This is a genomic window from Martinezella sp. CNPSo 3795 (assembly GCF_057784475.1).
This window is the reverse complement of record NZ_JBXSOQ010000003.1, coordinates 289,404-316,062: the sequence shown is the minus strand read 5'-3', so window position 1 is coordinate 316,062 and position 26,659 is coordinate 289,404. Positions and strand designations below refer to the sequence as shown.

The window sequence follows — 26,659 nt, the reverse complement described above, 5'->3', positions numbered from 1 at the left end:
TAGTTTTGCCTGAAAATTCATCGGGGGCCGAACCGTCGTGCGGCCAAATTTATCTTGACTCTCATACTCATGGTTTCATAAAGACGCAATAGGAGACTGCTAAAATCAAGTTTAAAAATTTCGACGCTACACGCTAGGGCCGTTGGCCGAGCGGACACGCGTCAACATATTCAGGAGAGATGTCGATGCTGACGAAAACCATCTTGGCGCTCGCTGCTGCGAGTGTGTTCGCCGCGGCATCTTCCGCTCCTGCTTTCGCCCAGGATGCGGCGGCGGCGGCGGCGCCTGCTCCAACGGCGTCCCATAAGCTTAATGTCGAGTTGAATGCGCTGGCTCCCTCGCAGAAGGGATGCATGATGACCTTTGTTGCCGAAAACGACATGGCAACCCCGATCAACAAGATCTCCTTCGAACTCGCTTTCTTCAACGACAAAAATGCCGTCGACCGGGTTACCGTGCTTGATTTCCGCGACCTGCCGCTCGGCAAGAAGCGGGTGCGGCAATTCGACATGCCGGGCGTCAAGTGCGAAACTGTCTCCCGCATCATCATCAATGACACGCCGGTCTGTGATGGTCCGGCGGCCGGCGAATGCAAGGCCGCTCTAATCACGCGCTCGCAGACATCTGTTCCTTTCGAAGGCTGAAGCCATGGCGATGCGCTCGGCGAAAGTTTCCATAGCACGCCGCGCGGATGGCGGCATGAATGACAACTATCCGAGCGTGCTGCCCGGCCATGAATTGGCGGGCCTCGAAGGCGTGCCGCGACCGCCGGCTGCCGAAGCCGTGGCGCATTACAGCCGTTTCACGCAGATCAGTTCCTATCCGGAGCATCCGAGCGAGGTTGCCCCGGTTGAGATGGCGGAGCATCTGCCGATCGACGCGCTGCCTGAGAGGACGCGAGAAACAGTTGCCGGGCGCAAGACGTCGCTGGTCTTCTCCGGCGTGGGATCCTGCCTGTTTCATGCCGTTATCATTGTCGTGCTGCTTTTTACCTTCGTCGCCACGCCCGAGGACGCGCAGGAAGAGGCGGGCGATACCGTCAGCGTCATCATGATCGGCAATTCTGATGCCGATCAGATGGCTACTGGCGAGGAAAACCCGCAGACGGAGCCGGAGCAAGTGACCGCCGAGGCCGTGCAGCCGCAGACGGTACAACCGACTGAAATGGCGCCGGAACAGACGCAGCCGCCGCAGCCTGACGTTGTTCAGCCGCAGACAGAGGAAACGCAACAGGCGCAAGCAGCCGAGCCCGTTGAGCCCGTGGAGCAGGCCCAGCCTATGGCAGTCGCACCCGAGCAGCCGCAGATTTTGGCGACGCAGGTACCGGCCGAGACGACGGTCATCCAGCCCGTCGAACCGGTGCAGCCTGTTGATAGCCAGGTTGCCGAAGTTCAGCCGACAGAGCCTCCGCCGGAGGTTGTGACGCCGGTGGAGAAGCCGAAGCCAGTTGAACGACCAAAGGAAGTGAAGAAGCCTGCCGCAAAGGTCGCGAAGGTGAAGTCGGGATCGCGCGGCGAGAGCGAGCAGGATTCCAAGCGCGGGTCTGTCGATGGTACCGAGGCAGCGCAGTCCGATACCAATTCACAGGTAAATGCTCGTCGGACCGGTGCGGGTAGTGCAGCTGTTGCCAATTATCCTGGTAAGGTGCAATCGCGCATCCGGCGAGCTGTGCGCCTCTCATCCAAGTACGAGCCCGGCATTACTGTGCGTATCCGCCTCACGATTGGTTCGAGCGGTGATCTGACCTCCCTGTCAATCGCGCGGAGCTCGGGCTTCCCGGAGTTGGACGAAGCAGTTACCAGCGGTATCCGCCGGGCGGCACCGTTCCCGCCGTTGCCTTCGGAATGGGGCAAGCCGAGTTGGTCTTTCACGCAAGAAGTGCAAGTGACGGGACGATAGGTCCTGGGCCTGTCGGTTAGGTGTAACCAGATGCCGTTTACCGGTTCTGGAAGGGTCAAATCCCGAACATCCGCCAAGTGCCTTAAAATATGATAAAAATCATCAACTTTATACTTTACTCCAAAACTCATGTTTACTAAGGTCGCCTCACGCTTGGTGGAATCGAGCGTGGAAGAGCAACCAGCAAACGGGTGATGTATGGCGCGTAAGGGGAAGAGGGATTCTGGCCGTGAGAGCCGTGAGACGCAGACAACGGCGCAGGTTTCCGGGAAATCCACTCTCGATGGGCGCAGCTTCCTCTATGTGGGCGGCCGTGATTGCCAGGTGGCGCATCTTCGCCAGATCGCCAGCAATTTCGGTGCCGAACTGATCCACCATGATGGCGGCCTGCGCGAGGCGGTCTCGCGTATCGATACCGTGCTGCCGTCGGTCGACTGTGTGTTCTGCCCGATCGATTGCATCAGCCATGATGCCTGCCTGCGGGTGAAGACGGGCTGTAAGAAGTTTGGCAAGGCCTTCATTCCCTTGCGCAACGGCAGCAAATCCAGCCTCGAGCGGGCGTTGCAGACCATGAAAGAACGAGACGCATCAAGATGATCGATAATGGCCCTGACGGGTTTATGCTGATCGGCCTGCATAAGCTGGCCGCACAGAACGGCGATGGGTTGGTGCCCGAACTCTATGAATTGCTGATGCGCCGCGCCGAGGAACAACGGCGGGCCGCCAATGTCGCGACATTTCCAGCCTGGAGGACGCGGCAGCCGGGAGAGGCGCCGGAGCAGCCGCTCCATGAAGCAAGCCGCGATGGCGCAAATGTCGTTGCCTTTGCGCCTGCCGTAGATAAGACTGTTGCCCATCGCAAGAAGGTCTGATCGTCGAACGAGGTTGCCATGTACATCGCCATGAACCGCTTCAAGGTCGTCATCGGTTTGGAGGGCGAATTCGAAGAGGCCTGGAGAGGCCGCGATTCTCGCCTATCGGAAGTGCCTGGTTTTCTCGAGTTCCGTCTCCTGCGCGGAAAATCGAGCGTGGAGGAGGGCTATACGCTATTTTCCTCGCACACGACCTGGCACAGCGAGGAAGCTTTCATCAACTGGACGAAATCCGAGCATTTTCGGATGGCGCACCGCAATGCGGCCGATAACAAGCGCCTCTATTGGGGGCCGCCGCAATTCGAAGGCTTCGCTGTCGTTCAGGGGATTTGAGACAGCGTCACCTGCCTCGGTAAAATAGCTTCTTTCAGGCCTTGGTCGCACCGGTTCTGAAGAAAGCGCTGAGCGCTATCGCCGCCCAGCCGGCGATCATGCCCATTCCGCCCGTCGGAGCGGCCATCGGAAACAGCGAGCCGCCGCCGAAATGCCTGTTGATGAGATCACCGGCGAAGATCAGCGTTCCCAATCCCAGCAGGACAGCGGCAATCGGTGCGGTGCGGATACGGTCATAGCCGGCATAAAGCGCCAGAAGGGCAGGGGCGTGGGCAAGGCTCATGGTGGAGGCCGCGCCGAGGAAATGCGTGTCGCCGCCATGAGTCGCTGCTGCGGCCAGCGCCACGCCGCCGCCACCGAGGATGCCGGCGATAAACAGGGTGGCCGGACGGATTATGGCGCTGATGCTCATGGTTTCCTCATTCCCTGTTCTGCATGTGAAAAGCCAGGCGCTCGATCGGCTCCCAGATGATCGGCCGCAGCTTTTCATTCTCGATGGTTTCATCCATGGCTCGGCGGAAGCATAGCAACCATTCATCGCGCTCCTTCGGGCCGATGGCGGCAACGAAGTGGCGACTGCGCAGGCGAGGATGCCCGCGCTTCTCGATATAGAGCTGCGGCCCGCCGAGATAGCCGGTTAGATATTCGTAGAATTTCTCTTGCGAGCCTTCGAGGCTCGGCGGATGCACGGCACGGCAATTGGCGGCCTCCGGCAGCATATCCATCAGTTCGTAAAAGCGCGCCGCCAGCGCCCGCACGGTTCGGTCGCCGCCGATCGCTTCGTAAAGTGTGATGGTTTCTTCGCTCAAGCCCAGGCCCCTGTTTGCGATGTCCTAGATGGCAACTCAGAGACGCTGCCGCAACTGTGGAAGCGGTCGGTGCGGCGTTTCGGCGCTGGTTATTTTACTGTTGTCAGCTGGAACGCGTCGCTTTCGCCGGGAATGAGTTCGAGCGGCCACACCGTCTGGCGTGCCTTCCCGGGGTATTCCTGACTATAGGCGGGCATGCTGGAAAGCAGGATTTCCGCCAACTCGACGCCAAGATCGTGCACCGAGGTGCGAAAGCAGGTCAGCGCCGGCTGCAGGAATTTGGCGCGGGGCGCCTCGCGGAAGCTGACGACGGCAATGTCGCGGCCCGGAACGATGCCGGCTTCCATGAGGCGACGATAGAGGCCGATCGCCATCAATTCGTAGATCAGGATCACTGCGGTCGGCCTGTCTTGCAGCTTCAGCAGTTCGTCGCCAACCTGGTAACCACCCTGTTCGCTCGATTTGGCGCGAAGGACCAGCGCAGGGTCATAAGCGATGCCGTGCCGCTCCAGCGCCCGGCGATAGCCTTCCGCGAAGATGAAGCCAAGATTGATCTCGCTTGCCGGCGCGCTGATAGCGATGCGACGATGCCCGTGCGCCACCAGCCGGTCGACGGCGGCATTGGCGACGCCGGCAAAATCGAGGTCGGCCCAGGCATGCTGCGCGCCGGAAAGACTGCGGCCAAGCGCTGCAAACGGGATCTTTGCCTTGGCGAGCAGATCGAAGCGCTTGTCGACACGCTGCGTCTCCGAAATGATCATCGCATCGGCAATACGCCGCGCAACCATACGTTTCAGATATTCATAAGGGTCTTCGTCATGCGGACAGGGGAGCATGATCAAATCGAGATTGTGTCGCGAGAAGACGCTCTGCAGCCCGCCCGTCACGGTCAGAAAGAAATTGTCGCTGTTCTCGACCGTTTCCCTGCTGGACTGGATCATCAGGCCGATGACATTTGTTGTGCCCTGTCGCAGGCTGCGCCCCGATTGATTGGCGACATAACCCAGTTGCTCGGCGGCGGCGAGAACGCGCTTGCGGGTTTCCTCGTTGACATCGGGCTTGCCGTTCAATGCGCGTGATACTGTGCCGATCGAAATATCGAGATGCTCGGCAAGCTGACGAATTCCCTTCATCGGCCGCAGTTTTCCTCCATGCGCCATTTTCCAGAGTCCTCCTCTATTGACACAGGAAAATCTTTTCGCATAGTATCGTAAACGTTTACGGAGCGCGTGTCATGAGGGGTAATGCACGGCCCGCAGGAGGACATCGTGAAATTTAATGCCATTTTGTGCGGGTGCGGAGCTATGTCCAAGGGCTGGCTCAGGGCTATCACCTCGACGCCGGCGCTTGCCGAATCCATTCAGATTGTCGGTCTGGTCGATCTCAATCGGGTAACCGCCGAAAGCCTTGCGAAAGAATTCTCTCTCGACGGTGCCGTCATCGGCTCCGATCTCGCCGAGGTCATTGCTGCGACCAAGGCGGATCTGGTCTTTGATATCGTTATTCCGGCTGCGCGTTTCGGCGTGGTTTCGACAGCGTTGAAGGCCGGCTGCCATGTGTTGAGCGAAAAGCCGATGGCGACGTCGCTCGCCGAGGGTGCAGCGCTGATCGATCTCGCCGCCAAAGCTGGCAAGGTCCATGCCATCATCCAGAACCGCCGCTTCATCTCCGGCATCCGTCGCATGCGACGCTTTGTGGAGGAGGGGGCGATCGGCGCGCTGACTGGCGTTCATTGCGATTTCTTCCTGGGTCCGCATTTCGGCGGTTTCCGCGAGGAAATGGACAACGTACTGCTGCTCGATATGGCGATCCATACCTTCGATGCCGCCCGCTTCGTCTCAGGTAAGGTGCCACTCTCAGTCTATTGCATCGAAAAGAATCCGGTGGGCTCCTGGTACAAACATGGCGCCTCGGCGCATGCGCTCTTCGATTTTTCCGATGATGTCGTCTTCAGCTATCGCGGTTCCTGGTGCGCCGAGGGCCGGCGTACGAGCTGGGAGAGCCAATGGCGGCTCACCGGCAGCAAGGGCATGCTGACCTGGGACGGCGAAGAGAATTTCGAGGCCGCTGTCGCCGGCAACGAGCCTGGTTTGCTGCATGGCTTTACGCCGGTCGAGGTTCCCGGACCGAAGCATGAGGAGGAGACGCATGGCCATGCCAGCGTTATCGCCTCCTTCATCGAAGCGATCAAAACGGGCAAGCCGCCGGAAACGGCGAGCTCTGACAACATTCGCAGCCTCGCCATGGTCTTAGGCGCGATCGAGAGCGCCAAGACTGGCCGCCGCGTCGACATTTCAGCACAAGGACAATGACATCATGACAAATCCGGCAAAGGCCATCCGCATCGGCACGATGATCAGGGCGACGAACGAGGATGCCGCCCAGAACATCGCCAAGATCGCTGATCTCGGCTTCGAGAGCTTCGAGCCCTTCTTCTGGCAGACGACCAACGGCCAGAACCTTGCGGATCTCGGCAAGCGCTGCCGCGAGGCCATCGGCGACCGCGACATCACGATCTCGACTCTCGGCATGTTCGGCAATCCGCTCGAAGAGCGCGAGATGGACCTGCAGACTCTCCAGGGCTGGAAGGATTGCATCGACAATGCCCATCATTTTGGCGCGACCTGCGTTGCCGGCTTCACCGGCCGCATCCGCAATCAGCCGCTCACCGACAGCCTGCCGCGCTATAAGCAGGTCTGGAGCGAGCTTGCCAAGCGTGCCGCCGACAAGGGCATCAAGATCGCTTTCGAGAATTGCGCCATGGACGGCAACTGGGCGACCGGCGATTGGAACATCGCGCATAATCCGGATGCTTGGGAACTGATGTTCAACGAGACTCCGGACGACAATCTCGGCCTGGAATGGGAGCCTTGCCATCAGATGGTCTATCTGATCGAGCCGCTGCCGCAGATCCGCAAATGGGCGAAAAAGATTTTCCACGTCCATGGCAAGGACGCGACGATCCGTTGGGATGTCATCAAGGAACACGGCATCTTCGGCAAGGAGAAGTTCGTCTTCATGCGCACGCCGGGCTTTGGTGACAGCAACTGGACCGACATTATTTCCGAGCTTCGCTTGGCCGGCTGGTCCGGCTCCATCGATATCGAGGGCTGGCATGACCCGGTTTATCGCGATGCGCTCGAAATGACTGGCCAGGTTCACGGCCTGAACTATCTCAAGAGAAGCCGGGGTGGTGATTTCGTCGAGTAAAGCGCGCATTTGCGAATCTGCATCGATTTAGGAGGCGAGTTGTGCGTTAATGAAGTGCCCGGAGCGTCTGATGTTTCGGGCAGGACGGGTACCCAAACGGAGGAACTGCCGAGCGTCCGCTCCTTGTCCCATGTGACAGGCGGGCGCTTGGTGCAGATAAGAGGAAAACGCCGATGGCAGCGCGGGCCATGTCATCGGACAGATACCGTCACGGTTCGCATGGTGGAGGAGAATATATGAATATTTTTTCGAAGCTGGCGATCACAGCCGGCATGTCGCTTCTGTTGGCTGCCGGTGTAGCGCAAGCCCAGAGCAAGACATTTAACGTCTGGTGGTTCGAACTGCCGGACACTTCGCAGGCCAAGGCCTGGACCAAGGCGCTCGAAGAGCTGAAAGCCAAGCATCCCGACGTCACGATTAATTTCGAACAGAAGACATTCGAGCAATTGCAAAAGGCTGGCAGCCTCATCCTCAATTCGGATCAGGCGCCGGATGTGCTTGAATACAACAAAGGTAATGCCACTGCAGGTCTCGTTGCCTCGCAGGGGCTGCTGACGCCGCTCGACGATCAATTCAAATCGCGCGGCTGGGACAAGATCCTCAATGAAACCAATAGCCAGCTCAGCAAATACGATGGCAACGGCATCTACGGTTCCGGCCCGATTATCGGCATCCCCGTCTATGGCGAATTCGTTTCGGTTTTCTACAATATCGACATGTTCCAGGCCAACGGCGTGAAAGTGCCGACCACGCTGGACGAGTTCGAAGCCGCGCTGGACACTTTCAAGAAGAAGGGCATTACGCCGCTTGCCTATGGTACGGTGGATTCCAACGCACAGCACCTCGTCTATACGCTTGCTCTGACGCAGGCTGACGACACCTGGGTCAAGAACTATCAGGGGCTCAAGGCACCGCTCGATACCAAACCCTTCCTGTTTGCCGCTCAGAAGATCGCCGACTGGGTGAGCAAGGGTTACATTTCGAAGGATTCGACCGGCCTCAAGGGTACCGGCGGCGCCGACAATCTCTTCTCGTCCGGCACAGCTCCAATGTTTGTCAGCGGCACCTGGAACAACGGCAATTTCGCGAGCTCGATCAAGACCTTCAAGTGGAGCCAGTTCATCTTCCCGACTCCGAAGTACAGCGTGGGTTCGACTGGTAACCTGTTCATGGTGCCGAAGAGCGCCAAGAACAAAGACCTTTCCTACGAGTTCATCGATCTCGTCCTGAGCAAGGAAAACCAGAACATGCAGGCCAATCTCGGTGGCGTTGCCATCGCTGCCGATCCGGCCTCGGTTACCGATGAGGTCGGCAAGCGCAACGTCGAGCTCTTCAACCAGATCTCCAGCAAGGGCGGCCTCGGCTTCTACCCGGACTGGCCGGTGCCCGGCTATTACGAACTGCTCATCCAGGCCACGACCGGCCTGGTCAACGGTTCGACCACGCCTGATCAGTTCGTGGCGCGCCTGAAGAAGGCCTATGACGACGTGCAGGCAGCGCAGTAACACCATCGGCGACAATCACAACGGCAAGACGGCTTTCCTGCCGCCTTGCCGTATCGGACTGGAGGATTTCGATGGATAAGTCGAAGAGCGCCGGCAGGGCGGGGTACTATCTCTATATGATCCCCGGCGTGCTAGGGTTTGTTCTTATCGTGCTTGTACCGCTGATTGCCAATTTCGCGATCAGCTTCACCACGTGGAAGGGCGGCGTCATCCCGCCGCGTTATGTCGGTCTGGAAAACTATGCCAGGCTGCTTCAGGATACCGCTTTCTGGGGCTCCATCCAGCATACGCTTCTGTTCATCATCTCGATGACGATCGTGCCCATCCTTTTGGGGCTGTTGCTGGCGGCAGTGCTGTTTGATTATATCAGTGCGCAATTCGGCGAGACATGGTCGAGCTTCTTTCGGGCAGGCTTCTACCTGCCGCAGATCCTGCCGCTCACCGCTGCCGGCGTGCTGTGGGCCTGGATTCTCAACCCCATCGGCATCATCAATGCCGTGCTGAAGGCGATGGGCCTCGATTTCATGGCGAAGAACTGGCTGGGGGATGCAAGCTATGCGCTCTGGGCGGTTTCGGCCGTCATCGTCTGGGTCCAGGTCGGCTATTGCCTGGTCGTTTTCATGTCCGGATTGGCGCGTGTCGATCCTTCTCTTTACGAGGCCGCCGAGCTCGACAATGCGAGCTGGTTCGCGCGTTTCCGCGCCATCACCATCCCGATGCTGATGCCTGAAATTTTCGTCGTCGCGCTGACGACCCTGATTGCAGCCCTCAAGGTCTTCGCACCGATCTATGTTCTGACGTCAGGCGGACCGGACAATGCGACGACGGTTCCATCCTATCTGTCATATTACCATTTCTTCACGACGAACCGCGTCGGATACGCGGCAGCCATCGCGACGTTGCAGACGGTCATGACCATCATACTCGGCATCGTTTTCCTGCGTATGCAGTCGAAGCAGGCCGAAGGAGGGCATTGAGATGGCAACGGCATCCTCGATTTCCACGCATGTCGCTTCGGCGGAACATCGCGTAAGAAGGGGCTTCGGCCGGTGGGTCGTTCTGGGTATCCTGCTGGTTTTCCTGGCGGGCACCCTCTTTCCGTTCTTTCTTGCGGCAGTCAACGCCATCAAGACGCCCTCCGACTATGCCGCCAATGGTCCGCTTGCACTTCCGCACAGCTTCGATCTGACGGCGCTCAAGAACTTCTGGGCGACCGTCGATTTCCCCCGGAAGCTCTTCAACAGCGTTCTCATCAGCGGATGCACCGCCATTCTGGCCGTCGTCCTCAGTCTGCTGAATGCCTATGCCATCGGCATAGGGCGCGTACGAGGCGGGCAAGGGGTTCTCGTCCTGCTGCTGATTTCAATCATGGCGCCGCAGGAGGCATTGGTCTATCCGCTCTACTATATGTCAAAGCAGGTCGGACTGTTCGACTCGATGCTCTCGGTTATCCTGATCATCGGCGTGCTACATACCGCATTCGGAACCTATCTTCTGTCTTCGGTGCTGACGACCTTCCCGCGAGAGATCATCGAGGCGGCGCAGATCGACAATGCCAGCCGCTGGCAGATCCTCTGGATGGTGATCGTGCCGGTGCTCAGGCCGACGCTTGCAGTGCTTGCGACCTTCTTCTTCATCTGGACTTGGAACGAGTTTCTGATCCCGCTGGTATTCCTCGTTTCCAATAACAACCAGACGGTCTCCGTCGCCATGGGCGTGCTGTCGGGCGCCAATACGCAGGACCCGACGGCAATTGCCGCGGCTTCACTGCTCGGCATAACTCCTACGATCATCTTCTTCCTGATTTTCCAGCGGACCCTGACGCGCGGTGTCGCGGTAGGTGCCGTCAAATAACCAATGCGGAAGCCCCGTTCGGCGACAGCGGCCGGGCGGCGCGATGAATGGCAAGTTCGATGAATTCGATTTTTCCGCAGGAGGCGTAAAGTGGCAGGTATCAATATCAAATCCCTCACCAAGCATTTTGGTGCCGTGCAGGTTCTTAACGACATCGATCTGACGATCGAGCGCGGCGAGTTCGTTGTCTTCCTCGGCGGTTCGGGCTGCGGCAAGTCGACCTTGCTGCGCATGATCGCTGGCCTGGAGACGATCACCAGCGGCGAAATCTGGATCGGCGGAAAGCGGGTCGACCAACTGCCGCCCGGCGAGCGCGGCGTATCGATGGTCTTTCAGTCCTACGCGCTCTATCCGCACATGACGGTTCGCGAGAACATGTCCTTCGGCCTGAAAAATATCAAAACGCCCAAGCACGAGATCGCAAGGCGCATTGAAGAGGCCGCGAAGATCCTGGAAATGCCGCATCTGCTGGATCGCAAGCCTTCGGCGCTCTCCGGCGGTCAGCGCCAGCGCGTCGCGATCGGTCGCGCCATCGTGCGCGAGCCGGATGTGTTCCTTTTCGATGAGCCGCTTTCCAACCTCGATGCCGGCCTGCGTACACGTACGCGCGTGGAACTGGCGCAGCTGCATGAGCGGCTTGGTGCGACGATGGTGTTCGTGACGCACGACCAGGTGGAAGCGATGACACTCGCCGACCGTATCGTGCTGCTCAACAACAAGAAGATCGAGCAGGTGGCAACCCCGGTCGAGATCTACACGCGCCCGGCGACGCGCTATGTCGCCCAGTTCGTCGGCTCGCCCGGCATGAACTTTATCAACATAACCGGCCTCGATGAAGCGGGCGGGCTGGCAACGGCGACCTTGCCGGATGGCTCTGTCATCAAAACGGCTGTCGCGCTTAACGGCCTTGCGAATTCCGGGCTGACGCTTGGTATCCGCCCGGAGCATCTGGTCGTGACGACGGCGGAGAAGGGTGATATCGGCGGCCAGGTCGAGACTGTGGAGCGCCTGGGCGACCGTTCGCTCGTTCATGTCCGGCTCAAGGATGGATCGAAGATCATCGGCACGGATCCCGGCATGACGACGATTACGACCGGCTCGCCGATCGCCTTCGCTGTGGAGGCAACCAAGGTCAGCATCTTCGACGAGAAGGATGCGGCACATCATTCCGTAAACTGAGGAGGAAACAACACGAGATCATCCACAAGCAATTAGGCCTAGACACTGCCGATTAGAGCGTTGACGAAACCGTCCAACTGGTATGTTATGTCGCCATGTCCACCGCCCACCATAGAAAGAAGCAGCCCTTGTTCGTCCGCCAGCAGTTGCTGGAGGTGGCGGCGCGGCTTGCTTCCGAAAAGGGGATGACGGCGGTGACGCTGGATGCCGTTTCCGGCGCTTCCGGTGTCAGCAAGGGCGGCTTGCTGCATCACTTCCCCAGCAAGAACATGCTTCTGGAAGCACTGTTCGACAGCCTGCTGGAACGGCTGGACGCTGCGATTGAGGAGGCGATGCGCGCCGATCCGCTGCCGCACGGCCGCTTTACCCGCGGTTACCTGCATGCCTGTCTGGCGCTGCGCGATCAGCCGCAGGGCACCAAGGATTGGGCACAGGTGACGATGGTGCTGCTCACCGAGCCGCAATTGCGGCAGCGGTGGCATCAGTGGGTGCGCGAGCGCAGCGAGGAATATGTCGGCACGGACTCCTCGGTGGACGCGGCAATCGTCAGATTGGCGGCCGACGGGATCTGGCTTGCCGACCTGCTCGGCAGCCACGACATGGACGAGAGTGCCCGTCAAAGGCTAATCGACCGGCTGATCGAGCTCACTCAGCTCTAGCCCTATCGGAGATAATGGAATGGCGAACGCATCGGTCTATGCAATGCTGCTGGTCGCGATCGTGCTTGAAGTGATCGGCACGACGGCATTGCAGATGTCGCAGCAGTTTACGCGCCTCGGCCCGACGGTCGTTCTCGTGGTCTGCTACGCGGCAGCGTTCTATTGCCTTTCGGTAACGTTGCGGGTCATCCCGGTGGGCATCGCCTACGCCATCTGGAGCGCGCTTGGCATCGTGCTGATTTCGATGGTGGGCGTGGTGCTTTTCCGGCAGAAACTCGATCTCGCCGCGATCATCGGTCTCGCATTGATCATCGTCGGCGTGCTCGTCGTGAACCTCTTTTCAAAATCCGTGTCGCACTGAAAACAGAGGTGTTGTTCATGGTTGTTTTTGGCTTTGTCAAATCGCTTTGAACGCATTATGTCTTGCGCTGGATAGGCTGATGGAGGCTTGAAATACGGCGCTTTTCCAAAGCGCTTTGGATCGCATAACCTATTCAATCCTAATGGTATTAGAGGAGTACCGTAATGACTATTCGTGCCGTCGTTTGGGGCGAGAACATTCATGAGCAAACAAGCAAGGTCGTCGCCGAGATCTATCCGGAAGGCATGCATAACACCATCGCCAAGGCGCTGAATGCCGATGCAGGCATCGAGGCTACCACTGCAACGTTGCAGGAGCCGGAGCATGGTCTCAGCGAAGCCCGCCTGAAAGACACCGACGTCCTTCTGTGGTGGGGGCACAAGGACCACGGCGCCGTCAAGGACGAAATCGTCGAGCGCGTGGCAAAGCGTGTGTGGGAAGGCATGGGCCTCATCGTGCTGCATTCGGGCCATTTCTCCAAGGTCTTCAAGCGCCTGATGGGTACGCCCTGCGCGCTGAAGTGGCGCGAAGCCGGTGAGCGTGAGCGCCTCTGGGTCATCAATCCCCGCCACCCGATCGCAGCTGGCCTCGGTGAGCATTTCGAGCTGGAGAATGAGGAAATGTACGGCGAGCAGTTCTCCGTTCCGGAGCCCCTGGAAACTGTGTTCATCTCCTGGTTCCAGGGCGGCGAAGTCTTCCGCTCGGGCATGACCTGGCGCCGCGGCGCCGGCAACATCTTCTATTTCCGTCCCGGTCACGAGACCTATCCGACCTATCATAACGGTACGGTTCAGAAGGTTCTGATCAATTCCGTGAAATGGGCCTATAACCCGCTCGGCACCCAGGCCAGCATCCATGATGCGCCAAATGTGCCGGTCGAAAAGGCACTGGAGCCGATCGTCGAACGCGGCCCGAAACTGCACCAGGCCGGCGAAGCCGGTTATCGCTGAGGTATCAGATGCGTCTCATAGTAGTTGGCACGGGCGGCATGGCGAAGAACCATGTGGAGCATTTCGCCCGCATTCCTGGCGTCGAAATCGTCGGCGCCGTCGATACGGATGCGACGAGGCTCACCGCCTTCTGCGATACGTTCGATATCAAGAAGCGCTTTTTGTCTTTGGACGAGGCGCTGGCCTGGGGTGAGTTTGATTCGGTGACCAACGTCACGCCGGACAAGGCTCATAATCCGACGACGCTTCCGCTGCTTGCCGCGGGCAAGCACGTTCTCTGCGAGAAGCCGCTCGCGGAGAATTATGAAAAAGCGCTCGAGATGACGGAAGCCGCCGAAAGGGCTGGGGTCGTCAACATGGTCAACCTGACCTATCGCAATGTCGCGCAGCTGCAGAAGGCGCGCGAGATGGTGATCTCGGGCGAGATCGGCACGGTCAAGCATGTGGAGGCGTCCTACCTGCAGAGCTGGCTCGTCTCCAAGGCCTGGGGCGACTGGCGCAGCGAGTCCAAGTGGCTATGGCGTCTGTCGACCGGGCATGGTTCGAACGGCGTTCTCGGCGATATCGGCATCCATATCCTCGACTTCGCCGCCTATGGCGCCGCGACCGATATCGATCACGTCTTCGCGCGCCTGAAGACCTTTGCCAAGGCACCTGGCGAACGTATCGGCGAATATACGCTCGACGCGAACGACAGTTTCTCGATGTCGGTCGATTTCGCCAACGGTGCTCTCGGCGTCGTGCACGCGAGCCGCTGGGCAACGGGCCATCTGAACGAGCTGAAGCTGCGCATCTATGGCGAGCGCGGCGGCCTCGAAGTATCCCACAGCCCGAACGGCTCGGAATTGCGCGGCTGCCTTGGCGATGATACGGAAACGGCGACGTGGCGTGTCCTCGAAGTACCGCCGGTGCCGACCAACTATCAGCGCTTTGCCGAGGCTGTCATGACCGGCAGTAGCCAGGACCCAAGCTTCCGCCACGCGGCCAACTTGCAGCGCGTGCTGGATCTTGCCATGGTGACTGAAGTCGAACGGCGCGAACTGAAGGTCTAATCCTTGAGACCATCTTCAGGCAAAGCCTTGGGAGTGCATGCATGTCTACCGAGGAAAAAGTTGCCAGCCACTATACGCATGGATCGCTGGAAACGGCGATCCTGCAAACGCTTGCCGCCGATGGCGCGGATATCGAAAACCTGCGCATCCGCGACCTGGCTGGTGTCGATGAATTCCATTTGGGGCGACATGCCGCAACGGTGGATTTCGCACGGGATCTCGATCTTTCCGCCGGCTTACGGGTTGCCGATATCGGATCGGGGCTCGGCGGGCCGGCCCGCCATTTTGCCGACTCCTACGGATGCCTCGTATCGGGCGTCGATCTTACCGAGGAATTCGTTCAAGTCGCCAATTCGCTCACGGCTCGCTGCGGCCTGACGGAGCAAGTCTCCTTTCAGCAGGGGAGCGCTTTGGCGTTGCCCCTCGAGAGCGGCGGCTTCGATCGGGCGACGCTCATTCATGTCGGCATGAACATCGAGGACAAGGCGAGACTGTTTTCCGAAATTCGGCGCATTCTCAAGCCGGGCGGCAGTTTCGGTCTCTATGAAATCATGCAGATGCGGGAGGGAGCGCTGCCCTATCCGATGCCCTGGGCGATGGAGCCGGAGACGAGTTTCGTCTGTTCTCCCGACACCTATCGAAATCTGCTCGACGAAGCCGGCTTCGTGGTGGAGCTGGAACAGGATCGCAGCGCTCTCGCGATCCGGCTGGCTCACGAAGCGCGCGCCAGGGCCGCTGCGGGCGAGCTGCGAGACCAGGGGGTCCGGACGCTGATGGGACCGCGGGCAGGGGAGCGAATCGGCAACGTCAACATGTCGGTTGAAGGCGGCCTGCTCGCGCCGATCGAGATGATCGCCAGAGCGATATGATGGACGCGACCGCTTTTGCTGCAGCGCATTGACAGCGACGGGCCTGTTTCTGTATTGGAAATTCAACGGTAATGGATTTCTGCCGGGCCATCGTGGCCGAACCGCTGCTCTGATTTTCCCAGGGAAGCTGATGACTCCTACTCAACGCGCCTGAAGGGCGAAGGGGTAGAGTCGTGTCCTGTTTTCTTGCCGTTATTCCATGCAGTTTTTGCAGTCACCACCTTAACTGGCCTAGGGGCGGCCGGGTTGGCGAGCGGATCTTGGCGTCGGCATTTGCGATAGCCGATATCGCGGCGGCGCCAATTCGGGTCTTTCGATCGGGCATGTTGCGAATGATGATCATTAAACACAGCGGGAGATTGCCGTGATCTATCTTATTGTTTTTCTCGGTGCCGGACTCGGCGGTGCATTCCGTCTCGGCGTGAATGAACTCGCCGCGCGTGCGGTCGGTGTCGAGTTTCCGTTCGGCACCCTCATCATCAATATCCTCGGGGCCTTCGTCATGGGGCTGTTGACGGAATATTTCGCTTTTCGCGGCGGTATGTCGCAGGAGGTGCGACTGTTTCTCACAACCGGCGTTCTGGGCGGTTTCACGACGTTTTCGACCTTTGCGCTGGAGAGTGTCTTGCTTTGGGAGCGCGGCCAGTGGATGCCGTCCATCGCCTATGTCGCCCTATCCGTTTTCCTGTCGATCGGCGCTCTGATGGCGGGACTTGCAATTGTCCGGCTAATAATTCAGGCTCAAACTGCCTAGTGATTGGAGGCCGGCGGATTTCGCCGCATTTTTGCCGGTTCTGGGGTGAATCCCTCTCGAGAATCGCCGGAGATTCCTTCTCGGATAAACCACCGCTCGTTGCGAAGGGACTCTCTTGCGAAATTCGACCAATCAACTCATATAATCGCCTATTAAGATCACCGCATAACACAAGGAGTCGGGCGTCGATCAGGAAAGAGCAGGCAGGCATTCCCAATGACAAGCCTGTTCTCGCGTCGGGATTCGCAATGCAGAATCCCCGGGCAAAGATTTCTCCTCCTGGACTGCACCGCCCCAAAAGACAGACATGACGGAGAGTCCCTTGAGCGCACCTGCTCCCACTTCCAACCAATCTCCCGCTCCCGAACAGACCTTTGGCACCGCTGGCATTGCGCCGATGGACCGCGCCAGCGCCATGACGCGCTTTTTCATGGGCATCGTCGCCTGGGCAGAACGCCTCAATCTGAAATATGCCAAGCTCGGCAATCCGCCCGTCTATGACACCGCGACTTTCCCCTGGGCGGCCGAGATCGAGAAGGATTATCCGGCGATCCGCGCCGAGCTCGAAAAGGTGCTGCTGCGCCAGAGCGAGCTACCGACCTTCCAGGACATCTCCACCGACGTGAAGACCATTTCCACCGATACGCGTTGGAAGACCTTCTTCCTCCTCGGCTTCGGGGTGAAATCGGAGCAGAACATCAAGGCGTGCCCGAATACCTGGGCGGCCGTGCAGAAGATCCCAGGCCTGACGACGGCGATGTTCTCGATCTTCGAGCCGGGCAAGCATCTTCCCGCCCATCGCGGCCCCTATAACGGCGTGCTGCGCCTGCATCTCGGCCTCATCGTGCCGGAGCCAAACGAGAAGCTCGCCATCCGCGTCGACAGGCAGGTATGCCATTGGCAGGAAGGCAAAGCGCTGATCTTCGACGATGCCTATGAGCATGAAGCCTGGAACCATACCGATAAGACCCGCGTGGTGCTCTTCGTCGATTTCGTCAAGCCGCTGAAGTTCCCGGCCCGCATCGTCAATTGGGCCCTGATGAACCTCGCGATCTTCACACCTTTCATCAAGGAAGGCCTCGACAATCACAAGGAATGGGAAAAGAAATTCTACGCCGAAGCCGAGGCGTTCAGAAACCGCCCGAAGCCCTGACCGGGCCGGTTGGTGGATGCGGAGCGGTTCGGCTTTTCACGGAAACCTTGGACCGCGCTACCTCTTTGTTTCCCAGCAAATTCCGGATGGAAACCGCTGTGCGCTTTTCCTGGAGTTGCCCAACAGAAAACCCCGGAATCCTCAAGGATTTCGGGGTCTTCTTTTGGTCCTGCAACCGTTTGACGATTACTTCACGGTTCTGACGATTGCCGCGCCCGCCGTCATGCCGCCGCCGAAGGCCACGAGGCCGAGATTGAGCGGCTCGGAATATTCGTTGGCGACATGCAGCATGGCGAGTGGAATGCTTGATGAGCTGGTGTTGCCATAGGTTTCGATGACGCTGAGGGCCGGGCGGCCGCTGCGCTTGGCGATGGTGTCGATGATACGCTGGTTGGCCTGGTGCGGCACCAGCAGATCGAGATTGGCAAGTTCGATGCCGGCATCGACACAGGCGTTTTCGATCGAGCGGGTCATCGAATGCACGGCCTCGGTGAAGACCGAGCGGCCGTTCATGGCAATGACGCCATCATCCGGCAGCGGAACATAGAGTAGATCGCCCGGTTCCGGCCGGCCGCTGACGATCGGGCGGCTTGCGGTGAAGAGCGGGTTGCGCGCCATGTCGCGGCTGGTCACGAGGCTGGCGGTTGCGGCATCGCCGAACAGGATCGCGGTGGAGAAATCGTTCATGTCGAGCAGCGGCGACAGAACTTCCGAGGTGATGATGAGCACCTTGGCGTCGTTCTGCTGGGCGATGAAATCATAGGCCTGCTGCAGGGCGTAGAGATAGCCGGAGCAAGCGGCACCCATGTCATAGGCGGCCAGCGACGGCCGCACACCGTCTTCGGCGACGGCAACCGCGACGCGGCTTGCGAGCGACGGCGTGGCGATGTCAGGCGTGCCCGTGGCGGCGATCACCAGGTCGACATCGTGGATCGACATCTGGTTCTGCTTGAGAAGATCGCGCGTCGCCTTGGCGGCAAGGCTCAGCGTGCCCTCTTCAGGGCCGACCCAGAAGCGGCTCTTGATGCCCGTCAGCGCCAGAATCTCGTCAGCGCGGCGGTTCGGCCAATTATGGATGATCTCTTCGTTGGTGACGCGGCGGGCGCCGGTCGCGATGCCAATGCCGTTGATGACGACTTCCGAGAAGCTGCCGGTATGGCGGCGCAGCGTCGGGATGACATGCGACTTCAGCCGCCGCAGCACGAATTTGTTCTGGATCTCGGAGGCCAGCGCAAAATTCTGTTCGCTGAGATCACGGTTGGCGTCGACGGTCAGAAGCGGGCTGTCCGTGGCGATCTGATCGCCGATCTTGGCGAAGACTTCCTGCACGACACCGCCGATATTGGCGCAGATTTCGACCGAGGCTTTCGTCGCCTCGACGACGGCAACGAGCTGGCCGACTTCGATCTTGTCGCCGGGCTTGACGAGCATATCGGTCACGAGGACGTTCTCGTCGGCGGGGCCGGAGCCGATTGCCTTGATCGCCGCCGTCGGGCCGCTGTCGTCCTCTTCGTGCCAGGTCACTTCGCATTCGAGGACTTCGGCCATCAGATCGACCAGCTTGCGATAGGAGGGCAGTGTCTCGAGCTGATTGCGGAAGTTAAAGGGAATGTGAGCGTCCGAGCGGGCCAGCCTGCGCACGACGACCGGCACATCGGTCTTTTCGGTGACGGTCGCGATGATTTCCGCGCCCATGCCAACGGTGCGATTGTCCTCATGGACGACGATCAGGCGGCGGGTGCGCCGTGCGCTCGCCAGCACTTCCTTCTCGTCCCAGGGTGAGATCGAGCGCAGATCGATCACCTCGACGGAGAAGCCCTGTGCCTCGAAGGCGCTTGCAGCATTGGCGCAGAGCGAAACCGTGTTGCCGTAGCTGACGAGCGTGATGTCGCGGCCACGGGCGACATGGCGCGACAGGCCGGGATGGACGAAATGCTTGTCGATATCCTCGGAGGTGCGGCCGTCGGAATTATTGAGCACGGCCTTCGGATAAAGGAAAACCGTGGGGCGCCGCGACTCGAAGGCAGCATTCAGCAGACCGGCCGCATCGCCGGCGCTGGAGGGCATGACGACGTCGATGCCCGGTGTGTGCGCCAGCATCCCCTCGAAGCTCTGGGCGTGGAACGGGCCAAGGCCGGGCTTATAGCCGCCGCAGCTCACCATCAGGATGACGGGTGCTTCCCAGGCGCCATTGCTGCGCCAGAACATGCTGCCCATTTCCGAGACGATCTGATTATAGGCCAGCGGCAGGAAATCGGCGAATTGCAGGAAGGCGACGGGGCGCTGGCCGGCCAGCGAGCGGCCAACGGCGGTGCCGACGATTGTCGATTCGGTGAGGGCGGCGTTGCGAACGCGGTCGGGATATTTCGTGCTGAGGCCGCGGGTGACGCCGAAAACGTCGCCTTTCGGATCTTCAATATCCTGCCCGAATAGGACGACTTCGGGGTTGGCGGCCAGCTGCTTGTCGAGAACGACATTCAGCGCCTCGCGCATCGTCAGCGTCGAAGCATTCTCGTTGCCGCGATATTCTGCCTTCTTATCGAAGGAAGCGGGGTAGGGAGCTTTGGCTTCCGGCTCAACCTTCGGGGCGTCTTCCTTGCGGGCAAGGGCGGCTTCCGCCTGCACTTCCGCAATCAATTCCCGTTCGATCTTTTGTAGAGCATCGGCATCGATGCCGGCCTTCTGCAGCATCGCCCGCAGATTTGGCAGCGGGTCGCGCGAGGAGCCCGCCTCGATTTCGAGCAGGGTGCGATAGGTCTTCTGATCGTCGGCATTGGTGTGGTCGGAAAGGCGCTCGACATTCAAAAGCACGATGCTTGGCGTGCGGTTGTTGCGGCTGTGACGGACGGCCTTGCGGAAAGCGTCGCGCGATGCGGTGAGATCGTCGCCATCCGTGCGGATGATATCGATGCCGTAGAAAGAGGAGGAGGGGCCGGCGGGCAGATCGAAGAAAGTCTGTTTGCTTGTGCGGGTCGAGATGGAGAAGCTGTTGTCCTCGATGACGAAGACGACGGGATATTGGCTGCGCACGGCCTCGGCGACCGCTTCGAGGAATTCGCCCTGCTGCGTGGTGCCATCGCCGACACAACAGATGGCGATCGGCATGCCGGGCCTGTGCTTCAGGGATGCCGCGACGCCGACGGCGTGCAGGGCATTGTTGCCGACGGGGCCGACGATCGACGTGATGTTGAGCGCGCGGGAAGACAGATGCGCACTCATCTGCCGGCCGGCGGAATGAGAATTGGCTGTCGCAAGCAGACTGGAAAAGAACTCACGAATGGGCATGCCGCGCGCCAGCATCAGGGCCTTGTCGCGATAATGGAGATGCAGCCAGTCGTCGTCCTGAAGGAATTCGTTGAGAAGCGCTGTGGACTCGTGGCCGGCGCCGGAAACGTGAAAATGTGCTATGCCCTGCTTGATGAATTCTCGCTCGAGCCGGTCTATTTCTCTGGAAATGAAAAATATTCTGTGAAGTTGCTTAAGGTATTCTGTTGCAAACCTCCCTTCCATCTCAATGATTTTCCTGATCTTTCGTCTCAAATAAATGCTGGGAGTTAGGTAAACCCCCAGCCTGCCTTTTTCAATACACGTTAAATGACAAGATCTTCTCGGTTTGAAACCGAAATACGTATATTGCGGGGCTGCAATTTTTCACGATGTTTCTGTTCACAAGGCATGCGCGACAATGCACCCGCCCAAACGCGAAACGGGTGCGCCTTTCGTGCATCTCGTCAGCCTGATTTGCGCATCGAGGCGGCGGCACGTTGTCTTTCGGCGGCGGCCTTTGCGGCCTGTTCTTCCTTGAGAATCAGCTCTTTGGGCTTCTTGCCGATAATTTCCCTGCGGCCTTTTCGGGAGAAGGGTTGGATGAGCTGAGCGAGGAAACCCTTGGCCACCTTGCCGGTGATGCCGATATCGGTCGAGGACGGACGTGGCGGGTTGTAGAAAGTGCCGAGAAGCTGATCCCAGATCACGAGGTTTTCCCCATAATTCGTATTTCCCTCGGCAAGAATCTTGGAATGATGCCAGCGATGGAGGCGTGGAGTCGAAAATATGAGGTCGAGCGGGCCGGTGCGCATGTCGACGTTACAATGCGTGAGCAGACCGATGAAAGCCGTAACCGCTCCGATCCAGAGGAAGACAGGCAACGGCGCGCCGAGCAGATAGAGCGGAATTTGACCGAGCGCGATCTTGAACAGCGTATCGATGACGTGAAAACGGCCTGTGTTGATGACCCATAGCCGTTCGACGCTGTGATGTAGCGCATGAAAGCGCCAGAGCGACAGATGCTCATGCGCCAGGCGATGCGCCATATAGAGGCCGAACTCCGCAATGACGAGGCCGAGTACTACCTGGAACGCCATGGGCCATTGATCCGGCCAGAAATGCGAATGGTAGCTCAACGCCGGCTGCGCGACCGTCGCGACCGCCATCGGGAAGGAGGTGCCGATCGCAGCGGCGATCTGTACGCCCCCCTTGTTCAGCAGCGTGTGGGCAATATCGTTGAACGTCTCACCATCGCGCTTCTGCCAGGTCTTCTCGTAAGGCATCAGTCGCTCGAAGAGGGCAATCACCGCCACTGTCGACAGATAGACGACGTTGAACCAGAGCAGATGCATATTCGATTCGAAGGCGAAATATGCACCGGTCAATCCGGCACAGAAGATGGCGGGCCACAGCAGGGAGGAAACAGCAGCGTAAAGACGCGAACTGCTTTGAAATGTCATTCCATCATCCTCAGATTCTGATCAGCGAAAAATTTACGCGTGAGTATGCGGGATATGTAGCGCGATGATTGTGGAGTCGAAAGCGAAATTTTTCCGTTCGCCAGCAACAGGTAGTTGGACAGGAGATCGAAACATGCGGATAGAGCAGGCAGCAGACGAATATCTGGAGGAGTGGACGCGATTGCGCGCCAAGCTTTGGCCAGATAGTTCGTACGAACATCATCGCGCGGAGCTGGCACAATTTCGCGCCAATGAAAATGCTGTTGCGTATCTTGCGATCGATTCTGCCGGTCATGTCGCCGGTTTTGCTGAAGCGACATTGCGGCACGATTACGTCAATGGCTGCAAGACGTCACCGGTTCTCTTCCTCGAAGGCATCTATGTGCGCCCTGAACATCGGCGCGGAGGGGTGGCGCGGGCGCTCTGCGATGCAGTTGGTACGTGGGATCGGGCCGCCGGCTGCACGGAGTTCGCCTCGGATGCGCTGATCGACAATCTTGCGAGCCATGCCTTCCATGCGGCGCTCGGCTTTATCGAAACCAGGCGCGTGGTTTATTTTCGCAAGCTGCTTTAGGCCGGAGCTACAGGACTGTGCCTAGGCGAATGTCAATTTCGTTTTCTGCTGCCCAGCCTCATCGAAGTTCTCCAAGGCCAGCCAGCATTCGTAGCCGGCCTTCAGCCGCGGCCAGTCGGCGTCGATCATGGCAAACCAGGCGGTGTCACGGTTCTTGCCCTTCGCGACCATGTGCTGGCGGAAGATGCCTTCGAAAGCGAAACCAAAGCGTTCCGCTGCTCGCTTCGACGGCTCATTGAGATTATTGCACTTCCATTCGAAGCGACGATAGCCAAGGGTATCGAAAACGTATGATGCAAACAGATAGAGCGTTTCGGTCGTCACGCGGCTGCGCGCGATGGCGGGTCCCCAGAGGATACTGCCGATCTCGATAACGCCATGCGTGTTGTCGATGCGCATCAGAGCCTGCCGGCCCTCGGCGCGTCCCGTGCGCTTGTCGATCGTCGCGAAGAAGAGCGGATCGGTGCCGGAAGCGGCTTTCTCGAGCCAGGGAGAGAAGGCGGCGTGATTGGCCGGCGCGTCTTCGAAAAGGTAGCGGAAACGATCTTCGGCGCCGGGGGCTCGAGCTGAAGCGTAAAGGTCCTCGCCGTGTCTGGCCGGCTCGAGCGGCTCGATCCGGGTGTAGCGGCCTTCAAGGGTAATGCGCTCGGGGCGGGCGACGCCCTTCCAGTTCGTGAGATCCATATCAAAGTCCTTTGGTCATCAAATGCGGTTCAGCGAAGCCGGCCCGATTGTATCAGGTCTGCGAGGGATTGTGGCAGCTCTATTCCGTCTGGCATGCCCGGCGCCGGTTGCGGCGGCACAAGGTGGCTTTCGATGGGCAGGATGCCGGCCCAGACGGGATGATCTGCCTCGTCCATGTCGCCGGGCGGGCCGTTGCGGACCTTCGTCGAGGCTTCTTCGATTTTCATCCGCATGACCGAAGTCGCCTTGACCTCCTGCTTTGTCATCGGCCTGAGGCTGTCCCAGCGGCCGGGGAACAGGTCTTCGACGAAGCGACGCAGTGCATCCGTCTTTTCCTCGATGTCGTCGACCAGCCGAGCCGTGCCGAAGATCATGGCTGAGCGATAGTTGACGGAATGGTTGAAGGCCGAGCGGGCGAGCACATAGCCATCGATGATGCTGCAGGTCAGGCAGACCGGCATGTCCTCCGCAGCGCGCAGGAAGCGGCTGGCAGAGGAGCCGTGCCAATAGACGTAGTCGTCCTCGCGCCAATGCAGGGTCGGCGTCACATAGGGCGCGCCGTTGATGACATAGCCGACGTGACAGAGCGGCGCGGCATCCAGAATGGCGTGGACATCGGCATGAGCGTGACTGCCACGCTTTGGGCTGCGCCGCACTCGAGTACGCTCGGTGGTCGGGTAGGTGGCGCTATTAGATGGATAGTGATCGGCCATGTCTTCCTCACAGATCGAGCGTTGATCTCTGCCAGCAAAGAGGTAGGCTATAAACGGCCAGTTTTTTGATTTTTAGCAGACCAGTTGAGGTTTCATGACAGCGGTGGCGCAGTGGCCGGCACTCGATCGAAGTTCGGGTGACCTGGAGGGGCAAGTCTATCGCCTGATGCGCGATCGCATCCTGCACGGGCAGTTGTCGGCGGGGCAGCGCGTGCCGTCAACGCGGGTGATGGCGCTCTCGCTCGGCGTTGCGCGGTCGACTGTGGTCAATGCCTATGATCGGCTCAAGGCTGAAGGCTACCTGCGCTCGGCATCGGGTGCGGCGACACGCGTTGCAGCGTTCCCGACGACGCCATTGCCGGGTCAGGTCGCACCGCCGCCGCCAAATCTGCCACGGGTTACGGAATTCAAAAGGGGAGGCTTGTTCGAGCCGGGAGTGCCCGATGTCTCGAGTTTTCCCCATGCCGCCTGGGCGCGTTGTCTCGGCGCCCGCGGTCGTTCATTGCGGGTACATGATCTCGGCTATAGCGATCATGGTGGCGTTCGCGAATTGCGCGAGGCAATCCTTGAGCATATCTCGGCGACGCGCGGCGTGGTTGCCCGTCCCGAGCAGATCGTGATCGTGCCATCGACGGGGGCGGCGATCGGGCTGCTTGCGAGTGTGTTGCTTCAGCCGGATCATTCGGGTGATGTCGTCTGGATGGAGGACCCCGGCTATGCCAGCGCGCAAGCAATTCTGCGCATGGCCGGGGCGAGCCTCGTGCCGGTGCCCTGCGATGCCGAGGGCATCGATATCGCGCAAGGGGCCGGGCCATCGCCGCGGCTGATCTATGTCACGCCCTCGCATCAATATCCGACCGGCGCCACCATGAGCCTGCCGCGCCGTCTCGCTTTGCTGGAGTTTGCCCGCGCCAATGGCGCGATCGTGCTGGAAGACGATTATGACAGCGAATTTCAATATGCGTCGCGCCCGATTGCCGCCCTGCAAGGCATCGATCACGGCGAGGTGGTCGCTTATATCGGCACCTTCTCGAAGACGCTCGCGCCTGGTCTGCGCGTCGCTTATGCCGTCATTCCCTCACGGCTTCTGGCGGCGATCGAAGCGGCTCAACGGCTGAGAGGCGCCATCGTGCCCGTCCACATCCAGGCCGCCCTTGCCGATTTCATTCGCGAAGGGCGGTTTCGTGCGCATCTGAGGCAGATGAACGGTATTTATGCGGAGCGCATGGCAGCAACCGTCGAGGCGCTTCGTCGCCATTGCCGCGCTGAACTCCAAGTCGGAGCTGGTGGCGGCGGGTTGCAGCTGGCCAGCTGGTTCCGCGATGCAGAGACCGATGATATCGCCGTCGCCCGGATCATCAATGCCAATGGCTTTGCTGTGCGGCCGATATCGGCGCTGTATCTCGGCTCCGCGCGACCCGGGCTGCTGCTCGGCATTGCCCGCATGGAGGCGTCCGCGGCGGATGCGGCGGCGGCAAAAATTGCGAGGCTGCTCGAAGTGACGCTTCTCAGCGCCTGAGGAACATCGCCCGATATTCGCGCGGTGTCATGCCTTTCAGCGCCCTGAACTGCCTGTTGAAATTGGCAAGCGAGGCATAGCCGACGGCATCGCTGATGTGGTGCACGGCCTGATCCGTGGAAGAGAGGCGGGCACAGGCATCGCCGATGCGCATGCGCATGAGATAATCCGATATCGTTCCGCCGGTATGGCGGCGAAACATGCGGTGTAGGCCGGAGACGCTGAGCGCCGCGATATCGGCTAGCTCATCGAGGCTGATCGCGCGGGCATAATGAAGATGCATATGCGTCAGTACGCGGTCGATGCGCTCGCGGCTTTCCTTCAGGTCCGGTGCCTGCGCCGGCGCGCTTGCAAGCGGCGTCGCGTGCCGGTCTTCCGCGACCCTCACCAGAATGCCCAGCAGAGCCAGAAGGCGCTCGACGGGCGGCTTTTCGAAAATAGTTTCGAAGGAGGAGCGGACAGCGGCGGAGGTTGTCTGCGAAAAGCGGAGGCCATTATCTCCACGCTGCAGCATCGTTTCGATCGACCGGAATTCGATAGCGCCGCCCGTCATCTGCAAGAGCCATTCGCGATTGAACCAGAGCACCAAGGCAATATGCGGCTTTTCTTCCTCGATCTTGGCGCGCGAAACCCAGCTATGCGGCAGATTGGGGCCGACGAGAACGAGATCGCCGTCACCATAGTCGCCGCTATGGTCGCCGATGAAGCGCTGGCCGATGGAATTCAGCGTCAGCGTCAGTTCGAATTCCGGATGGTGATGCCATTGGAACGGAATGCAGTCGTCAAGCCTGCGGTTCAGCATGCTCCAGGATGCTTCCGGCGAACGGGGTAAAACTTCGAGATAGGGCCTCATTGGGCGTCCGTAGTGAGATATAAGCCAGAATAGTATCAGATTTGGCCAGAGCCGGGCAACATTGCCTCGCCGATTGAAGCTACATCTTCCCTGTCACCCGAAACCTAAAGGGGCCAGCGATATGGAGGAA

The 26,659-nt window shown here is 59.6% G+C and carries 28 protein-coding genes and 1 riboswitch; of the genes, 20 read left to right on the top strand and 8 right to left on the bottom strand.

The window, feature by feature from the left end; genetic code table 11:
- Positions 1–185: 185 nt before the first annotated feature.
- The 5 genes from AC13QY_RS11190 (at position 186) to hmuQ (ending at position 3,104) form a co-directional block, all read left to right on the top strand.
- A complete protein-coding gene (locus AC13QY_RS11190; protein ID WP_488493452.1) occupies positions 186–644 on the top strand; it encodes a hypothetical protein in 459 nt (152 codons plus the stop codon).
- 55 nt (positions 645–699) lie between these two features.
- A complete protein-coding gene (locus AC13QY_RS11185; RefSeq protein WP_488493451.1) occupies positions 700–1,899 on the top strand; it encodes a cell envelope integrity TolA family protein in 1,200 nt (399 codons plus the stop codon).
- Between the two features lie 198 nt (positions 1,900–2,097).
- Positions 2,098–2,496: a DUF2325 domain-containing protein gene (locus AC13QY_RS11180; protein ID WP_113330217.1), complete on the top strand. Its 399-nt coding sequence runs from the start codon at positions 2,098–2,100 to the stop codon at positions 2,494–2,496.
- Positions 2,493–2,771, top strand: a complete 279-nt coding sequence (locus AC13QY_RS11175; RefSeq protein WP_113330216.1) for a hypothetical protein — start codon at positions 2,493–2,495, stop codon at positions 2,769–2,771. The genes AC13QY_RS11180 and AC13QY_RS11175 overlap by 4 nt, the downstream gene beginning before the upstream one ends.
- Before the next feature lie 18 nt (positions 2,772–2,789).
- The gene (gene hmuQ, locus AC13QY_RS11170; protein ID WP_488493450.1) at positions 2,790–3,104 is read left to right on the top strand and encodes a heme-degrading protein HmuQ; all 315 of its coding nucleotides are present in this window, start codon (positions 2,790–2,792) and stop codon (positions 3,102–3,104) included.
- A gap of 34 nt (positions 3,105–3,138) precedes the next feature.
- On the opposite strand, the gene AC13QY_RS11165 is transcribed toward hmuQ, so the two are convergent.
- From AC13QY_RS11165 to AC13QY_RS11155, 3 genes are all read right to left on the bottom strand, one after another.
- Positions 3,139–3,516 (bottom strand): DUF423 domain-containing protein, encoded by a 378-nt coding sequence (locus tag AC13QY_RS11165; RefSeq protein ID WP_488493449.1) that lies wholly within the window; start codon positions 3,514–3,516, stop codon positions 3,139–3,141.
- Positions 3,517–3,523: 7 nt separating this feature from the next.
- The gene (locus AC13QY_RS11160; protein ID WP_488493448.1) at positions 3,524–3,913 is read right to left on the bottom strand and encodes a group II truncated hemoglobin; all 390 of its coding nucleotides are present in this window, start codon (positions 3,911–3,913) and stop codon (positions 3,524–3,526) included.
- An 89-nt stretch (positions 3,914–4,002) separates the two neighbouring features.
- On the bottom strand, positions 4,003–5,046 hold the full coding sequence (locus AC13QY_RS11155; protein WP_113351722.1) for a substrate-binding domain-containing protein: 1,044 nt from the start codon (positions 5,044–5,046) through the stop codon (positions 4,003–4,005).
- A gap of 135 nt (positions 5,047–5,181) precedes the next feature.
- Here AC13QY_RS11155 and AC13QY_RS11150 point away from each other — a divergent pair, with 135 nt between their 5' ends.
- The 13 genes from AC13QY_RS11150 (at position 5,182) to olsC (ending at position 17,459) form a co-directional block, all read left to right on the top strand.
- A complete protein-coding gene (locus AC13QY_RS11150) occupies positions 5,182–6,225 on the top strand; it encodes a Gfo/Idh/MocA family protein (RefSeq protein ID WP_488493447.1) in 1,044 nt (347 codons plus the stop codon).
- Positions 6,226–6,229: 4 nt separating this feature from the next.
- Positions 6,230–7,123 (top strand): sugar phosphate isomerase/epimerase family protein, encoded by an 894-nt coding sequence (locus AC13QY_RS11145; protein WP_113351723.1) that lies wholly within the window; start codon positions 6,230–6,232, stop codon positions 7,121–7,123.
- A 236-nt stretch (positions 7,124–7,359) separates the two neighbouring features.
- Positions 7,360–8,628, top strand: coding sequence for an extracellular solute-binding protein (locus tag AC13QY_RS11140; RefSeq protein WP_113330210.1), 1,269 nt, complete (start codon positions 7,360–7,362; stop codon positions 8,626–8,628).
- 71 nt (positions 8,629–8,699) lie between these two features.
- Positions 8,700–9,605, top strand: a complete 906-nt coding sequence (locus AC13QY_RS11135) for a carbohydrate ABC transporter permease (protein WP_113330209.1) — start codon at positions 8,700–8,702, stop codon at positions 9,603–9,605.
- A gap of 1 nt (position 9,606) precedes the next feature.
- The gene (locus AC13QY_RS11130; protein ID WP_113351724.1) at positions 9,607–10,482 is read left to right on the top strand and encodes a carbohydrate ABC transporter permease; all 876 of its coding nucleotides are present in this window, start codon (positions 9,607–9,609) and stop codon (positions 10,480–10,482) included.
- Between the two features lie 90 nt (positions 10,483–10,572).
- Positions 10,573–11,661, top strand: a complete 1,089-nt coding sequence (locus AC13QY_RS11125) for a sn-glycerol-3-phosphate ABC transporter ATP-binding protein UgpC (protein ID WP_113351725.1) — start codon at positions 10,573–10,575, stop codon at positions 11,659–11,661.
- A gap of 95 nt (positions 11,662–11,756) precedes the next feature.
- A complete protein-coding gene (locus tag AC13QY_RS11120) occupies positions 11,757–12,320 on the top strand; it encodes a TetR/AcrR family transcriptional regulator (RefSeq protein ID WP_113351726.1) in 564 nt (187 codons plus the stop codon).
- A gap of 19 nt (positions 12,321–12,339) precedes the next feature.
- On the top strand, positions 12,340–12,681 hold the full coding sequence (locus tag AC13QY_RS11115) for a DMT family transporter (RefSeq protein ID WP_113330205.1): 342 nt from the start codon (positions 12,340–12,342) through the stop codon (positions 12,679–12,681).
- A 164-nt stretch (positions 12,682–12,845) separates the two neighbouring features.
- Positions 12,846–13,631: a ThuA domain-containing protein gene (locus AC13QY_RS11110; protein ID WP_113351727.1), complete on the top strand. Its 786-nt coding sequence runs from the start codon at positions 12,846–12,848 to the stop codon at positions 13,629–13,631.
- 8 nt (positions 13,632–13,639) lie between these two features.
- A complete protein-coding gene (locus tag AC13QY_RS11105; protein WP_113351728.1) occupies positions 13,640–14,683 on the top strand; it encodes a Gfo/Idh/MocA family protein in 1,044 nt (347 codons plus the stop codon).
- 41 nt (positions 14,684–14,724) lie between these two features.
- Positions 14,725–15,552, top strand: coding sequence for a class I SAM-dependent methyltransferase (locus tag AC13QY_RS11100; protein WP_113351729.1), 828 nt, complete (start codon positions 14,725–14,727; stop codon positions 15,550–15,552).
- Between the two features lie 58 nt (positions 15,553–15,610).
- Positions 15,611–15,699: riboswitch (Fluoride riboswitch) on the top strand.
- Positions 15,700–15,916: 217 nt separating this feature from the next.
- Positions 15,917–16,306 (top strand): fluoride efflux transporter CrcB, encoded by a 390-nt coding sequence (gene crcB, locus AC13QY_RS11095; protein ID WP_113351730.1) that lies wholly within the window; start codon positions 15,917–15,919, stop codon positions 16,304–16,306.
- Positions 16,307–16,613: 307 nt separating this feature from the next.
- On the top strand, positions 16,614–17,459 hold the full coding sequence (gene olsC / locus AC13QY_RS11090) for an ornithine lipid ester-linked acyl 2-hydroxylase OlsC (RefSeq protein WP_113351731.1): 846 nt from the start codon (positions 16,614–16,616) through the stop codon (positions 17,457–17,459).
- Positions 17,460–17,645: 186 nt separating this feature from the next.
- Here olsC and AC13QY_RS11085 read toward each other — a convergent pair whose 3' ends face one another.
- Positions 17,646–20,969: a thiamine pyrophosphate-dependent enzyme gene (locus AC13QY_RS11085; RefSeq protein ID WP_113351732.1), complete on the bottom strand. Its 3,324-nt coding sequence runs from the start codon at positions 20,967–20,969 to the stop codon at positions 17,646–17,648.
- 221 nt (positions 20,970–21,190) lie between these two features.
- The gene (gene olsE, locus AC13QY_RS11080; RefSeq protein WP_113351733.1) at positions 21,191–22,186 is read right to left on the bottom strand and encodes an ornithine lipid hydroxylase OlsE; all 996 of its coding nucleotides are present in this window, start codon (positions 22,184–22,186) and stop codon (positions 21,191–21,193) included.
- A gap of 133 nt (positions 22,187–22,319) precedes the next feature.
- On the opposite strand from olsE, the gene aac(6') reads away from it, so the two are divergent.
- On the top strand, positions 22,320–22,760 hold the full coding sequence (aac(6'), locus tag AC13QY_RS11075; RefSeq protein ID WP_113351734.1) for an aminoglycoside 6'-N-acetyltransferase: 441 nt from the start codon (positions 22,320–22,322) through the stop codon (positions 22,758–22,760).
- Positions 22,761–22,781: 21 nt separating this feature from the next.
- Here the strand turns inward: aac(6') and AC13QY_RS11070 are convergent, their stop codons facing one another.
- Entirely contained in the window at positions 22,782–23,444 is a 663-nt protein-coding gene (locus AC13QY_RS11070; protein ID WP_113351735.1) for a GNAT family N-acetyltransferase, read from the bottom strand.
- A 29-nt stretch (positions 23,445–23,473) separates the two neighbouring features.
- Complete coding sequence (locus AC13QY_RS11065) at positions 23,474–24,157, bottom strand: pyridoxamine 5'-phosphate oxidase family protein (protein WP_113351736.1); 684 nt, start codon at positions 24,155–24,157, stop codon at positions 23,474–23,476.
- Positions 24,158–24,251: 94 nt separating this feature from the next.
- Between AC13QY_RS11065 and pdxR the strand changes: the two genes are divergently transcribed.
- A complete protein-coding gene (gene pdxR, locus AC13QY_RS11060) occupies positions 24,252–25,676 on the top strand; it encodes a MocR-like pyridoxine biosynthesis transcription factor PdxR (RefSeq protein ID WP_488493446.1) in 1,425 nt (474 codons plus the stop codon).
- On the opposite strand, the gene AC13QY_RS11055 is transcribed toward pdxR, so the two are convergent.
- On the bottom strand, positions 25,666–26,529 hold the full coding sequence (locus tag AC13QY_RS11055; RefSeq protein WP_488493445.1) for a helix-turn-helix domain-containing protein: 864 nt from the start codon (positions 26,527–26,529) through the stop codon (positions 25,666–25,668). The two genes, pdxR and AC13QY_RS11055, sit on opposite strands and share 11 nt — an antisense overlap.
- Positions 26,530–26,659: the final 130 nt, after the last annotated feature.

What these genes read in the sequence shown, in the direction of transcription:
- AC13QY_RS11145 (WP_113351723.1), top strand. Translation starts at nt 6,230, where the DNA reads ATGACAAATCCGGCAAAGGCCATCCGCATCGGCACGATGATCAGGGCG.
- AC13QY_RS11115 (WP_113330205.1), top strand. Translation starts at nt 12,340, where the DNA reads ATGGCGAACGCATCGGTCTATGCAATGCTGCTGGTCGCGATCGTGCTT.
- olsE (WP_113351733.1), bottom strand. Translation starts at nt 22,186, where the DNA reads ATGACATTTCAAAGCAGTTCGCGTCTTTACGCTGCTGTTTCCTCCCTG.
- AC13QY_RS11100 (WP_113351729.1), top strand. Translation starts at nt 14,725, where the DNA reads ATGTCTACCGAGGAAAAAGTTGCCAGCCACTATACGCATGGATCGCTG.
- AC13QY_RS11055 (WP_488493445.1), bottom strand. Translation starts at nt 26,529, where the DNA reads ATGAGGCCCTATCTCGAAGTTTTACCCCGTTCGCCGGAAGCATCCTGG.
- AC13QY_RS11135 (WP_113330209.1), top strand. Translation starts at nt 8,700, where the DNA reads ATGGATAAGTCGAAGAGCGCCGGCAGGGCGGGGTACTATCTCTATATG.
- AC13QY_RS11155 (WP_113351722.1), bottom strand. Translation starts at nt 5,046, where the DNA reads ATGAAGGGAATTCGTCAGCTTGCCGAGCATCTCGATATTTCGATCGGC.
- AC13QY_RS11185 (WP_488493451.1), top strand. Translation starts at nt 700, where the DNA reads ATGAATGACAACTATCCGAGCGTGCTGCCCGGCCATGAATTGGCGGGC.
- AC13QY_RS11070 (WP_113351735.1), bottom strand. Translation starts at nt 23,444, where the DNA reads ATGGATCTCACGAACTGGAAGGGCGTCGCCCGCCCCGAGCGCATTACC.
- AC13QY_RS11120 (WP_113351726.1), top strand. Translation starts at nt 11,757, where the DNA reads ATGTCCACCGCCCACCATAGAAAGAAGCAGCCCTTGTTCGTCCGCCAG.
- AC13QY_RS11065 (WP_113351736.1), bottom strand. Translation starts at nt 24,157, where the DNA reads ATGGCCGATCACTATCCATCTAATAGCGCCACCTACCCGACCACCGAG.
- AC13QY_RS11180 (WP_113330217.1), top strand. Translation starts at nt 2,098, where the DNA reads ATGGCGCGTAAGGGGAAGAGGGATTCTGGCCGTGAGAGCCGTGAGACG.
- AC13QY_RS11105 (WP_113351728.1), top strand. Translation starts at nt 13,640, where the DNA reads ATGCGTCTCATAGTAGTTGGCACGGGCGGCATGGCGAAGAACCATGTG.
- AC13QY_RS11085 (WP_113351732.1), bottom strand. Translation starts at nt 20,969, where the DNA reads ATGGAAGGGAGGTTTGCAACAGAATACCTTAAGCAACTTCACAGAATA.
- AC13QY_RS11175 (WP_113330216.1), top strand. Translation starts at nt 2,493, where the DNA reads ATGATCGATAATGGCCCTGACGGGTTTATGCTGATCGGCCTGCATAAG.
- AC13QY_RS11165 (WP_488493449.1), bottom strand. Translation starts at nt 3,516, where the DNA reads ATGAGCATCAGCGCCATAATCCGTCCGGCCACCCTGTTTATCGCCGGC.
- AC13QY_RS11110 (WP_113351727.1), top strand. Translation starts at nt 12,846, where the DNA reads ATGACTATTCGTGCCGTCGTTTGGGGCGAGAACATTCATGAGCAAACA.
- AC13QY_RS11140 (WP_113330210.1), top strand. Translation starts at nt 7,360, where the DNA reads ATGAATATTTTTTCGAAGCTGGCGATCACAGCCGGCATGTCGCTTCTG.
- AC13QY_RS11190 (WP_488493452.1), top strand. Translation starts at nt 186, where the DNA reads ATGCTGACGAAAACCATCTTGGCGCTCGCTGCTGCGAGTGTGTTCGCC.
- hmuQ (WP_488493450.1), top strand. Translation starts at nt 2,790, where the DNA reads ATGTACATCGCCATGAACCGCTTCAAGGTCGTCATCGGTTTGGAGGGC.
- pdxR (WP_488493446.1), top strand. Translation starts at nt 24,252, where the DNA reads ATGACAGCGGTGGCGCAGTGGCCGGCACTCGATCGAAGTTCGGGTGAC.
- olsC (WP_113351731.1), top strand. Translation starts at nt 16,614, where the DNA reads ATGACGGAGAGTCCCTTGAGCGCACCTGCTCCCACTTCCAACCAATCT.
- AC13QY_RS11130 (WP_113351724.1), top strand. Translation starts at nt 9,607, where the DNA reads ATGGCAACGGCATCCTCGATTTCCACGCATGTCGCTTCGGCGGAACAT.